Source organism: Streptomyces sp. YIM 121038, assembly GCF_006088715.1.
In the GTDB taxonomy this organism is placed as follows: domain Bacteria; phylum Actinomycetota; class Actinomycetes; order Streptomycetales; family Streptomycetaceae; genus Streptomyces.
Map to the genome: position 1 here is coordinate 2,740,104 of NZ_CP030771.1, position 12,091 is coordinate 2,752,194.

9 protein-coding genes are annotated in these 12,091 nt (G+C 74.6%); 3 read left to right on the forward strand and 6 right to left on the reverse strand.

The window, feature by feature from the left end:
* The first annotated feature begins 42 nt into the window (after positions 1 to 42).
* Entirely contained in the window at positions 43 to 1,794 is a 1,752-nt protein-coding gene (locus C9F11_RS11415) for a beta-galactosidase family protein (protein WP_138959165.1), read from the forward strand.
* Positions 1,795 to 1,954: 160 nt separating this feature from the next.
* Here C9F11_RS11415 and C9F11_RS11420 read toward each other — a convergent pair whose 3' ends face one another.
* The 4 genes from C9F11_RS11420 to C9F11_RS11435 all read right to left on the reverse strand — a co-directional run bounded on the left by C9F11_RS11420 (position 1,955) and on the right by C9F11_RS11435 (position 8,153).
* Positions 1,955 to 5,047, reverse strand: a complete 3,093-nt coding sequence (locus C9F11_RS11420; protein WP_138959166.1) for an endo-alpha-N-acetylgalactosaminidase family protein — start codon at positions 5,045 to 5,047, stop codon at positions 1,955 to 1,957.
* 258 nt (positions 5,048 to 5,305) lie between these two features.
* Positions 5,306 to 6,487: a histidine kinase gene (locus tag C9F11_RS11425; RefSeq protein WP_138959167.1), complete on the reverse strand. Its 1,182-nt coding sequence runs from the start codon at positions 6,485 to 6,487 to the stop codon at positions 5,306 to 5,308.
* A gap of 7 nt (positions 6,488 to 6,494) precedes the next feature.
* Complete coding sequence (locus tag C9F11_RS11430) at positions 6,495 to 7,142, reverse strand: response regulator transcription factor (protein WP_138959168.1); 648 nt, start codon at positions 7,140 to 7,142, stop codon at positions 6,495 to 6,497.
* 210 nt (positions 7,143 to 7,352) lie between these two features.
* Positions 7,353 to 8,153: a serine protease gene (locus tag C9F11_RS11435; protein WP_138959169.1), complete on the reverse strand. Its 801-nt coding sequence runs from the start codon at positions 8,151 to 8,153 to the stop codon at positions 7,353 to 7,355.
* 266 nt (positions 8,154 to 8,419) lie between these two features.
* On the opposite strand from C9F11_RS11435, the gene C9F11_RS11440 reads away from it, so the two are divergent.
* Both C9F11_RS11440 and C9F11_RS11445 read left to right on the forward strand, forming a co-directional pair.
* Positions 8,420 to 9,316 carry a hypothetical protein gene (locus tag C9F11_RS11440; RefSeq protein WP_138959170.1) on the forward strand — a complete coding sequence of 299 codons (897 nt, stop codon included), beginning with the start codon at positions 8,420 to 8,422 and terminating at the stop codon, positions 9,314 to 9,316.
* A 140-nt stretch (positions 9,317 to 9,456) separates the two neighbouring features.
* Entirely contained in the window at positions 9,457 to 10,362 is a 906-nt protein-coding gene (locus C9F11_RS11445) for a tyrosine-protein phosphatase (protein ID WP_138959171.1), read from the forward strand.
* Positions 10,363 to 10,387: 25 nt separating this feature from the next.
* Here the strand turns inward: C9F11_RS11445 and C9F11_RS11450 are convergent, their stop codons facing one another.
* Together C9F11_RS11450 and hsaD are read right to left on the reverse strand one after the other, a co-directional pair.
* On the reverse strand, positions 10,388 to 11,149 hold the full coding sequence (locus tag C9F11_RS11450; RefSeq protein ID WP_138959172.1) for a VWA domain-containing protein: 762 nt from the start codon (positions 11,147 to 11,149) through the stop codon (positions 10,388 to 10,390).
* Positions 11,146 to 12,030 (reverse strand): 4,5:9,10-diseco-3-hydroxy-5,9,17-trioxoandrosta-1(10),2-diene-4-oate hydrolase, encoded by an 885-nt coding sequence (hsaD, locus tag C9F11_RS11455; protein ID WP_249401690.1) that lies wholly within the window; start codon positions 12,028 to 12,030, stop codon positions 11,146 to 11,148. Before hsaD ends, C9F11_RS11450 begins: the two co-directional genes overlap by 4 nt.
* Positions 12,031 to 12,091 lie beyond the last annotated feature (61 nt).

Below are 12,091 nucleotides of genomic sequence, written 5' to 3' on the forward strand. Positions count from 1 at the left end.
GAGGCAATCGTGGCGGCTGTCAGCGGACCGGGAGGGGACAGGATGAACGGCTTCAGGGTGGGCGAGGACGGCTTCGAGGTGGGCGGGCGGCCGGTGCGGCTGCTGTCCGGGGCGCTGCACTACTTCCGGGTGCACGAGGCGCAGTGGGGGCACCGGCTCGCGATGCTGCGGGCGATGGGCCTCAACTGCGTGGAGACGTACGTGCCGTGGAACGTGCACGAGCCGCGTCCCGGGGAGTTCCACGACGTGGAGGCGCTCGGCCGGTTCCTGGACGCCGCGCACCGCGAGGGCTTGTGGGCGATCGTGCGGCCGGGCCCGTACATCTGTGCCGAGTGGGACAACGGGGGGCTTCCGGCGTGGCTGACCGGGGAGCCGGGGGCGCGGGTGCGCACCCGGGACGCGCGCTATCTGGAGCGGGTGGAGCGCTGGTTCGCGCGGCTGCTTCCGCAGGTCGTGGCGCGGCAGCACGACCGGGGCGGCCCGGTGGTCCTGGTGCAGGTCGAGAACGAGTACGGCAGCTACGGCTCGGACGGGGTGTACTTGCGCGCGCTCACGGAGCTGCTGCGCGGCCTCGGGGTCACGGCGGAGCTGTGCACGTCGGACGGGCCGGAGGACCACATGCTGACGGGCGGGAGCGTGCCGGGTGTCCTGGCGACGGTGAACTTCGGCTCGCGGGCGCGGGAGGGCTTCGACGGCTTGCGGCGGCACCGGCCCGTGGGGCCGCTGATGTGCATGGAGTTCTGGTGCGGCTGGTTCGACCACTGGGGTGCGGAGCACATCGTGCGCGAGCCGCGGGACGCGGCCGGGGCGCTGCGGGAGATCCTGGAGTGCGGGGCGTCAGTGAACCTGTACATGGCGCACGGCGGGACGAGCTTCGCCGGGTGGGCGGGGGCGAACCGGGACGGCGGGGCGCTGCACGACGGCGCCCTGCAGCCGGACGTGACGTCCTACGACTACGACGCGCCGGTCGACGAGCGCGGGCGGCCCACGGAGAAGTTCTGGCTGTTCCGTGAGGTCCTCGCCGGGTACGCGGAGGGGCCGCTGCCGGAGCCGCCGCCCGCTCCCGCGGCCCTGGGCGCGCCCGTCGTGGCGCGGCTCGGCGAGTGGGCTCCGCTGGACGCGGTGGCCGCACGCCTGGGCGGGCCCGAGGCCGAGCACGCGGTGCCGCCCACGTTCGAGGAGCTGGGGGTCGACCGTGGCCTGGTGCGCTACTCCTTCACGCTGCCCGCGCCGCGCGGGCCGTATCCGCTGAGCGTGCCGGGTCTTCGGGACCGGGCCGTGGTGTACGTCGACGGGGTGCGGGCCGGGGTGCTGACCGAGGACTCCCCCGTTCTGCCCGCCCCGGTGCCCGGGGGTGCGCGGGTCGAGCTGTGGGTGGAGTCCCTGGGGCGGGTCAGCTACGGGCCCCGGCTCGGGGAGGCGAAGGGGCTCACGGGCGGGGTGCTGCACGAGCGGCAGTACGTGCACGGGGTGCGGGCGGTGGGGGTGCCGCTGGGGGCGTTCGAGGAGGCGTCGGCGGTGCGGGGCGTGCCCGCGGGCGGTGCCGCGCGGGGCCGCCCGGGGCTGTACCGGGGCGTCGTCGAGGTGGGCGTCCCCGGTGACGCCCACCTCGAACTTCCCGGCTGGACGCGGGGGTTCGTGTGGGTGAACGGCTTCTGCCTCGGGCGGTACTGGGAGGTGGGGCCGCAGCGGGGGCTGTACGTGCCGGGGCCGGTGCTGCGGGAGGGGGCGAACGCGGTGTGGGTGCTTGAGGTGGAGGGGGTGGGGGGTCCGGCGGAGGTGCGGCTGGGGTAGCCCTCGCGGTGCGCCCCAGGCCCGCCCCTTCCCGATCCGGGGCCGCCGCCCCCGGGCCCCCGCTTTTCGGCGCTCCGCGCCTCGTCCTCAAACGCCGGACGGGCTGAAACTGTCGCCGGTTGCGGCGACATGTCAGCCCTCCGGCGTTCGAGGAGCGGGGTCACGCCTCGCGGACCTCGAACGCGTCCAGGACGAATTCCGCCTTCCCGTCTCCCCTGACCTTGCGCAGGCCCACCCAGGCCTCGCCCTCCCCCGGCGCGGTGAACTCGTAGGTGTGGGTGGCGGGGGCGTGGGCCGCCGGGAGGGGTTCGCGGGAGAGTTCGCGGGGGTCGGGGGTGTCGACGGCGGTCACCCAGGCGTACTGGCCCGCGGTCTCGTTCTCGTAGCGGAAGGACACCCGGTAGCGCTTCCCGGCGGCGAACCGGACGGTGTGCGGCACGGTGCGGTAGACGAGGCCCTCGTTCTCGCCGCGGGACTTGAGGGACTGGCCGCCGTCCACGACGTCGTCGACGGCCTTGCCGTTCCAGCCGCGCTGGGTGAACGGGGCGTGCCGCTGCGCGATGTGGGTGCGCGGGTCGGTGACTCCCCCGGCGTCGCCCTTGACGAAGGGCCCCCAGCCCTGGGGCACGTGCTCGAAGTCCTCGCGGCACAGGACGCCTCGGGGCAGGCGGGGCGCGGGCGCGGCGGGCACGACGCGGACGTTGTCGAAGCGGACGCGGGCCCGCCCGGGGGCGGCGCGCAGCGCGAGTCGGACGGGGCCGCCGCCCTCGGGCACGGTGAAGGGGGTGAACAGGCGCTGGAAGCGGGTGCCGTGCTTGCGGTCGGCGGCGACGTGGTTCCCGGCGGTGGAGGTGGCGGTGCGGTTCGCGGCGGTGACGCCGTCGGCGGTGCGGACCTCCAGGGTCGCGGTGCGCTCCTCGCCCGCCCGCTCGCCGACTTCGACCTGGACGGAGGCGACGTACGGGCCGGGGGCGAGGCGGCGCAGGCGCTGGGTGACGGAGGCGGCGGCGCCGGGGGCGATGACCAGTTCGTGGTCGCCCAGGGCGCTGCGGACGACGGTGGCGGGCCCGGTGGCCTGCCAGGCGTCCAGGGTGCCCGCGTGGAAGCCGGGGTCGCGCAGTGGGGTGCCCTGGCCCCAGTCGGGGTCGGGCAGGGCGCGGGGGCGGGTGCGGTACACGACGTAGGGCTGGTCGGCGCGGGCGTCGACGGTGATCTTCCCGGCGCGTACGGGCAGGGCGCGTTCGTGGACGCGGCCCTGGTCGGTGAGGCGGTACAGGTGCACGGTGCGGGTGCCCGCCCAGCCGCGGGGCAGGGTCCAGCGGCTGCTGCCGCCGCGGGGGTTGTAGTGGTAGAGCTTCGCGGGGTCGGTGGCGCGGCGGGGTTCCCAGGGCAGCAGGTAGGTGCCGTCGTCGTAGACGGGGTGGCCGTCGGTGGTGATGCGGCGGGTGCCGCCGGTGTCGGTCACGGAGGTGGCGCCCGCGCCGAAGAAGGTGATCTCGTGTGCGGTCCAGGTTCTGATGGGGTGGGCCTGGAGGTACTTGGCGGGCAGCGCGTGGGTCCAGATCAGCCGGTGGAACGCGGTCCAGTCGGTCTTGCCGACCCAGCCCTCGTAGTTGCCCATGCGGGCGATGCCGAGGAGGGTGGGCCACTTGTCGGCGAAGACGTCCTTCTGGTGGTGGCGGATGAAGCGGATCAGCTGGGAGTTGATGCCGCGTGAGGTGTCGGGGCCGTAGTCGGTCTCGGTGGCCCAGTGGGACCAGACCGCCGAGCGTTCGAAGCCGTGGCCCCATTCGGTGGTGACGGTCCAGCCCTGGTCGCGCAGGGCGCGCTGGAGGCGGTCGGAGGTCCAGCCGGACTCGCGGAACACGTCGATGTAGAGGGTGTCGAGCGCGCGGTGGGTCTCGCGGCGCAGGTCGGCGAAGCGGCCGGCGATGTCGCCGGAGACGAGGTCGCGGCGCTGGTCGATGCGGTAGCTCTGGTCGAGCCAGTCCCACTGTTCGTTGCTCTTGTCGACGAGCTTCTCGGAGAAGGCGCGGGCGACGGGGTAGGACTCGGTGGCGTTGACGTGGACGCCGAAGTCGCTGTTCCACTCGGCGCCTTCGCGGAGCAGGGTGTTGAGGTCGTCCAGGCCGCCTGCGCGGGTGTTGTAGTTGCCCGCGTAGTCGGGGTGGGCGGAGTCGTGGCCCTCGGACTGGTAGCCCTTGAGGAGGGTGTACTGGCGCAGGCCGTCGGTGGCCAGGTGGATGCGTTTGACCTCGTCGAGGGTGGCGAGGAAGGGGTTGGTGGCCTGTGAGGCGAAGTTGAAGGGGATGTGCGGGACGACGCGCAGGTGCTGCTCGTCGGCGCCGAGGGGGTTCACCATGATGTCGCGGAAGGCGATCGCGGCGTCCTGCCAGTCGACCTTGCCGTCGCCGTTGCGGTCGCCGGTGACGACGACGGTGGCGTAGGGCAGCGGTTCGGTGGCGTCGACGGGCGCGGTGGCGGCGCGGTGGGTCCACTGGCCGGGGGTGAGGCGGGCTTCGGTGCGGCCGTCGGTGCGGAGGGTCTGCCGCCACAGGCGGCCGTTGTCCCAGCTGGTCTCGGCGGTGGGCTTGTCGTAGACGGTGTTGGTCTCGACGGCGCCGCCGAGCCGGTCGTGCGCGAGCACGGCGTAGGCGCAGCCCGTGGGTGCCTGGGCGGGGGTGTCCGCGGCGAGCCGGACCAGGGTGTCGCCGCTCTTGGCCTTGTCGAGCTGTACGCGGGCGGCGAGGAGGGTGGCGCCGGGCTGGTCGCTGCGGACGGATAGCAGGGCGAGGCCGGGCACGCGGAGGGTGCCGACGCGCAGGGCCGCGGTGTCCCGGATGCGGGTGACGCGCCAGTGGACCTGGCGGCCTTCGACGGAGATCTCCACGTCGACGCGGGTGCCGCCGTCGAAGGTGAGGACGTAGGCGGCGCGGTCGTCGTGGGTGGTCGCGGTGACCTGTGGGGTGTGCTCCTCGTCGTCGATGAGGAGCGTGGTGACGGGGTCGGGCTGGGCGTGCAGCACGGCGCCGCTCGCACGGTCGGTGTACGACACGACGCGCGGGAAGGCGGTGGCGACGCGGACGTCGAGGGCGGCCGAGCGCAGCACCGCCTCGTCGGCGCGCGGACCGGCGGCGGGCCCGGTGGGCGCGGCGTGCGCCGTGGGCGCGCCCACGGCGGCGCCCAGTGAGGCGAGTGCTCCGGTGGCGACGACGGCTCTGCGGCTCGGCCCGGACGGCTGTGACGGCAGCATGAACGCACCCCTTGGTGGGACGGAATTCGTGACGGTCACGATGCGCCGGGGGCGCGGGGGGCGCCCATGGACAAAGGAGCGGAAGGTGTTGGACTAAGCGCGGGCCTCGGCGTCAGCAGCGCCCCGAAGGATGAGCGCCCCAAAGCGGGAGCGCCCCAAGGAGGCAGCGCCCCAAAAGGGGCGCGGGGAACTGCGCGACAAGCCACAACGCGCCCGCAGCCGAACAACGGCTCAGCACAGCGCAAGCGCACCGGCGGCTCAGGCCGGATCCCCCTGCCCGTACGGCAGCACGGCGCGAACCTCCCAGCCCCCGCCCGGGCGCGGCCCCGCCGCAAGGTGCCCGCCAAGGGCCCGCACACGTTCCGCCAGGCCGACGAGGCCGAACCCGCCCCGGTCGCCGGGGCCGGGCGACGGCGCCGGGGCACCGTCATCAGTGACCCGGACCTCAAGGCCGCCCTCGGCAAGGCGCACGGTGACGCGGACGGCGGTGGCGTCGGCGGCGTGTTTGCGTACGTTGGTGAGCGCTTCGCGCACGATGTGGTGGGCGGTGGCCGCGAGATCGGCCGGAAGGCGTTCCTCCAGGCCGTGTTCCACCTCAACCGTCACGGGTGGCCCGGCGACGGCACCGGGCCGGGCGAGCGCGCGCAGCTCGGCGAGCCCCGGCAGGGGCGCCGTGCGCGCCTCGCCCTCGCGCAGGACGCGCACCAGGCGGCGCATCGCGCCGAGGGCCGCGTCGCCCGCGTCCGCGATGCGGGTGAAGGTGTCGGCGGTGGCGGGCGCCGCGGTACCAGCGGTGCCTGCGGTGCCCGCGGTGTAGGACGCGGCGCGGGCCTGGACGACGATGCCGGTGACGTGGTGGGCGACCAGGTCGTGCAGCTCCCGGGCGAGGTCGAGGCGTTCGGCGGCGCGCGCGGCCTCCATGTCGCGCACCCGCTGGGCCTCCGTGCCGCGCAGCAGCAGCGAGAAGGCGCTCACCACGGCGGCGAGCGCGGAGAACAGGAGCGTGAACCGGCCGGGCGCGGCGTCGCGCACGGGGGCCGCCGCGCAGGCGAGGGCGAGCAGCGGCCCGAGCACGGCGGCGCGCCGGGCGGGCAGCCGCAGCAGGACGCCGGTGAGCAGCACGAGCAGGGCGACGGCCTCGCCCAGGCCCCAGACGGCGAGCGGCCGTCCGCCGGCGAAGACGTACAGGGTGGCGGCCCAGGAGACGCCGGCGGCGGTCCAGGCGCGGGCGGTGAGCGAGGGGCGGGGCCACGGCACGGCGCACAGGCAGGTGACGGTGCCCGCGGTCAGCAGCGCGGCGCGCGGCTCGGTGGGGTTGCGGGTGAGGGTGAGGCTCTCGACGAGGACCAGGAGCACGAGGGCGGCGGCGAGCAGCAGCCGGGCGGCGGGGCGCAGCGCGGGGTGCCGGTCGAGGGCGGGCGGTCTCAGGGCGGGGCGCACGGCGGGCTCACGGGGCCTTGGTGGCGAGTCCGCTCTCCCAGGCCCAGGCGGCGATCTCCACGCGGTTGCGGGCGGCCAGTTTGGCCTGGACGTTCGCGAGGTGGGACTTGACCGTGGACAGGGACACGTACAGCTCGGCGGCGATCTCCGCGTTGGTGCGGCCGCGGGCGAGGGCGCGGACGACGTCCCGCTCGCGCTGGGTGAGGGGTTCGGCGGGACCGGGGGCCGCCTTGCGGGGGGCCAGTTCGCGCAGCAGGCGCACGGTGATCGCGGGTGAGACGAGGGCGTCGCCGACGGCGGCGGCCCGGACGGCCTCGACGAGCATGGCGGGGCTCGCGTTCTTCAGGAGGAACCCGCAGGCGCCGCCGTGCAGTGCGGCGTGAACGTATTCGTCGAGGTCGAAGGTGGTGACGATGACGATGCGGGGGCGGCTGCCGCGGGCGGTGAGGCGGCGGGTGGCCGCCAGGCCGTCGAGGCGGGGCATGCGGATGTCCAGGAGCAGGACGTCGGGGTCGTGCTCCTCGACGGCGTCGAGCGCGGCCTGGCCGTCGACGACGTCGGCGAGCACCTCGATGTCGGCCTGGCTCTCCAGGATCATGCGGAAGCCGGTGCGGACCATCTCCTGGTCGTCCGCGATGACCACCGTGATCGCCATGTGCCGCTGCCTCGCCGTCGCCTGTCTCGTACGCGACGAGTGTCCCATATGTACGCGCCCGGGGTCGTACTCCTGTGCGGGCGGCGGGCCCCGGTCGCACCCGGGCGGGGCGGGCCCCGGTGGCGGCACGCGGAGAGCCGGGCCCCGGTGGGGGCCCGGCTCCGGCACGCGTCGCTCACCGCGTCCGCATCGCGGTGGCGGGGCGGTGCGTCAGAGCTGGTTGGCGTACTTGGTTATGTCGGCCGCGAAGGTCGACACCTCGGTGTAGACGCCGGGGTAGGCCGGGCGGGCGCAGCCGTTGCCCCAGCTGACGATGCCGACCTGGACGTACTGGCCCGCGTCGTCCTTGCGGAACATGGGGCCGCCGGAGTCGCCCTGGCAGGTGTCGACGCCGCCGACGCCGAGCTTGCCCGCGCAGATCTCCTCGCCGGGGATGATCTCGCCGTTGTACGCGCGCGAGCAGTCCGCGTCGCTCACGAACGGCACGGTGGCCTTGAGCAGGTAGCGCTGCTGCGCGCCGCCTTCGCGGGCGGCGCCCCAGCCCGCGATGGTGAAGTTGCCGTTGTTGTACTTGGTGTCCGTGGCGATCTTCAGCGTGGGCTGGTTGATCGGCTTGGCGAGCTTGATGAGCGCCCAGTCCTTGCCGCTGCCGTTGTAGCCGGGGGCCTGCAGGACCTTGGTGGACTTGACCTTGATGGCGCTGGAGCTCTGCAGGTCGACGACGCCGCCGGTGGCGGTGATGGAGGTGTTGTTGCCGGAGCCGTCGACACAGTGCGCGGCGGTGAGGACGACGTCCTGCTTCAGCAGGGAGCCGCCACAGCCCATCGACAGGCGGACCATGAACGGGAACTCACCCTGCGCGGCGCGCGTGCCGCCGACGACCTGCTGGCCGGGGGTGGGGCCGGGGTGCGGGGCCGCCTGGGCGGCGACGGGCTGCAGGCTGAACCCGGCGAGGGCGATCGACCCGAGGACGGCGGCTCTCTTGACTCCACGAAGCTTGTCGGTCTTCAACGTGCTGTCCCTTCATGGGAGGTGTGGGGGGTTGCGCAACGTGACGGGCCCACGCCGCACGCGCCGGAGCACTGCGTGGCATGAGCCCGCCAAAGCGTTGTTGGATTATGAGGAGGCCCGCGCACGGCCGACAAGGGGCGGTTTTCGGCCAGGCGTTGACTTTCGGGCTGGTTACGGACGCGAACAACACCCGTACAGTAGGGACGAGTTGGGATGATCCACGCGGGGTCCGGCAGCGGATCCCGCCGCGGCCCAGGGGGGACGACGTGGCCAACGACCGGCCCGTGGAGCACGGCTACCCCCATCTGGAGACGGTCCGCTCGGCCGTCACCGCGCTGTACAAGCGGCTCTCGTACGACACCGTCCACTCCTTCGACACCAGCGTGGCGCCCGCGGACGTGGCCTTCGGCGACGAGGACGACCTGCATCTGGGCGCGCAGCGGGTGGCCCGCGAGCTGGTGCGGCACCTGCGGCTGCCCGACGCGCGCGTGATCGTGTCGTTCCGCGAGATGGAACACGCCGCGTTCGTCGAGCTGACCGCGGGGCCGGAGTACTTCATCGAGCTGAACGACCGCTTCCGGCGCCATCGCCGGGACGTCGGGGCGGCCCTCGCGCACGAGGTGATGCACGTCTACCTGCACCGCCTCGGCCTGTCCTTCCCCGGCACCCGCGCCAACGAGATCCTCACGGACACCGCGACGACCTACCTCGGCGCGGGCTGGCTCCTGCTTGACGCCTACCGCGAGGACGGCGCGTCCTCACAGAAGCTGGGCTACCTCACACCGGAGGAGTTCGGCTACGTGCTCGCCAAGCGGGCCCTCGCGTTCGGCGAGGCGCCCGAGACGTGGTTCACCAGCGCACAGGCGTACACCGCGTACACGCGGGGCCTGGCGCAGGCCCGCCGCGACGAGCGGCAGCCCCCGCTGAGCGCGGCGGGCTGGGCGGGGCGCCGCCGCTACGCCAAGGACCGGCGCTACGCCCTCGACCACGGCTCGGGGCCCCGGACCGGCGGGCCGTACTCCTTCTCCCGGCCCGACGCTGCGGGGCCGCTGCGGGTCGCCTTCCCCTGCCCCACGTGCCACCAGCGCATCCGCCTGCCGGCGCGGGGGCGGGTGCGGGCCCGCTGCGCCCTCTGCCACACGATCCTGGACTGCGACACCTGAGCGCGCCGGGCCGGAGCCGCGCGAGAGCGCCGACACAGCTGACTGACCGTCAAAAACTCGGCGCGTCCGCCTTCCCCCTTCAAGACCCCCTCGCTACCGTCCGCCACGACCGGACGACTACGGCGGCGGAAGGCGGACCGATGCGCGGCAGCACTCGCACCCTCACGGCGGCCACGGCCGTCGTCGTGGCACTCGGCCTCGGCGCCGCGCCCGCCGCGCCCGCGCCGGGCTCCTCGCACGTGGCCCGGCAACCGGCGGCAGGGCAGCTCCCGCTCCAGGGCGCCGTCAACGTCCGTGACGTGGGCGGCCACCGGACCTACGACGGCGAGCGGGTCCGCAGCGGCCTCGTCTACCGCGCCGACGCCCTCACCCGGCTCACCGGCGCGGACGTCGCCGTCCTCGCCGGGCTCGGGCTGCGGACGGTGGTGGACTTCCGCGTCGCGGAGGAGGTCCGTCACGACGGCCCGGACCGGCTGCCCGCCGGGCTCGCCGCCACCGCGCGGCCGGTGCCCGACAACGGCCTCTTCCAGCAGCTCATGACCGTGCTCGGCTCCCGCGACCCGGTCAAGCAGGAGGAGCTGCTCGGCGGCGGCAGGGCCGAGGCCTTCATGCGGGACGTGTACCGCGCGTTCGTCACGGACGCCACGGGCCGCGCGCACTTCGCGGCGACGCTGCGCGACCTCGCGGCCGGGGGCTCCGCGCCGCTGCTCTACCACTGCACGGCGGGCAAGGACCGCACCGGCTGGCTGACGTACGTCCTGCTGCGCGCGGTCGGCGTGCCCGAACGGACGGCCACGGAGGACTACTTGGCGTCCAACACCTTCCGCGCCGCGTACGACGCCGGGGTGCGCGAGTCGCTTCGGCAGGCGGGCATCATGCTCAGGCCGGAGCTCCTCATCCCGCTCCAGGAGGTCCGTACGGACTACCTGGACGCGGCGCTCACCGAGGCGACCCGGCGCTACGGCGGCTTCGGCGGCTATCTGACCAAGGGCCTCGGCCTGGCCCCGCGCACCCTGCTCGGCCTGCGCGAACGTCTGGTCGGCTGAGCCGCCGCGGGCCCGCGGCGGGCGGTCAGAGCGCGCGCGGGGCGACGATCCCGAGCTCCCGCGCCGCCTTCAGCCAGCGCGGGAACTCCCCCACCAGGCGGTCGTACAGGACGTCGTCGGGCACCGCGCGCGGCTTCTCGCCCGCGTGGAAGAACCCGGCGTTGTCGACGGCCCGCCGCTGGGGCACGGCCAGGTCGTCCAGGCGCCGCAGATAGTCGAACTGCCTGCTTCCGGGGTCGCCGAACCCGATGAACGTCCAGAACATCGGCAGCTTCGCGGCCTTGCACAAGTACCGCTCGGCGGCGGCCTTGTCGAGGGGCCCGCCGTCGGTCTGGAAGACGACGAGCGCGGGCGCGGGCGGGCCGCCGCCCGTGCTCCGCGCGTGCTCCACCGCGTCCAGGTAGTGCTCGATGACGGCGTCCATGGCCAGGTGGTAGTTGGTCTTGCCCATGTGGCCGAGGCCGCGGGCGATCTCCTCGATCCGGCCGTGGTGGCGGGCCAGTTCGACCTCGGCGACGGCGTCCACGTCCGTGGAGAAGAACACGGTGGGCACGACGCCGTCGTCGTCCAGGTGCGCGGACAGGCCGAGGACGCGGTCGGCGAGCGCCTGGACGCTGCCGTCCTTGTAGTACGGCCGCATGGAGCCGGAGTGGTCGACCACCAGATAGACGGCGGCCCGCTCGCCCGCCAGGCCGTGCGCGCGCACGGAGGCGCCCGCCGTCTTGTAGAGGCTGACGAGGGCGGGTGCCGTCTCCTCGACCTTGCGCAGGCTGATCGCCGCGGTCATGCCGGGCCCTTCAGGAAGTCGACGGCCAGGCGCAGGAACTCCTCGGCCCGCTCGGCGAAGGCCAGGTGGCCGCAGCGCGGGAAGACGTGCAGGCGCGCGTCAGGCATGGCCTTCAGGGCGACGAACGCGCCGTCGAGCGGGTTCACACGGTCCTCGCGCCCCCAGGTCAGGAGCGTCGGCCGGGTGACGCGGTGCGCCTCGCGCCACAGCAGCGCGCCCTCGGGCCACCGGGCGAACGCGGCGCCGACGCGCTGGGCGCCGCGCCGGGCCTCCGGGTCCAGGGCGGCGGCGTACCGCTCCTCGACGAGGTCGTCGGTGACCGACGACGGGTCGTGGACGAGGGTCGTCAGGAACGCCCGCATCCCCTCGCGCGTCGGCTCGGGCGCCGCGCCGAACTCGATGAGCCGTCGTACGCCTTCGGGCGGGTCGGCGGAGAAGACGTTCAGGGAGAGGCCGCCGGGCGCCATCAGCAGCAGCCTGTCGGCCTTGTCCGGGTGGTCGAGGGCCAGGCGCACGCAGGCGCCGCCGCCGAGCGAGGTGCCCGCGAAGTGGGCGCGGGCGATGCCCAGTTCGTCGAGGAGCGCGGCGACGGCGGCGGCGCTGAAGGAGAAGAAGTCCCGGTCCGGCTCGGGCTTGTCGGACGCGCCGAAGCCGGGCTGGTCGACGAGGAGCGTGCGGAAGTGGCGGGCGAAGCCGGGCAGCAGGTGCCCGAAGGTCGACCAGGCGGAGGCGCCGGGGCCGCCGCCGTGCAGCATCACCAGGACGGGGGCGGCGGGGTCCTGGGGGCCTGCTTCGTGGTAGCGCAGCCGCAGGCCCTTGGCCCCGGCCACGCGCGAGGTGCCCTCACGCGTGAGGTCCGCCCCGCTCATCTCGCTCGTCACGCCCCCATCCTCCCCCACCTGGCCACCCGCCCCGCACCGGGACGGGTGGCGGCGGCCGGGA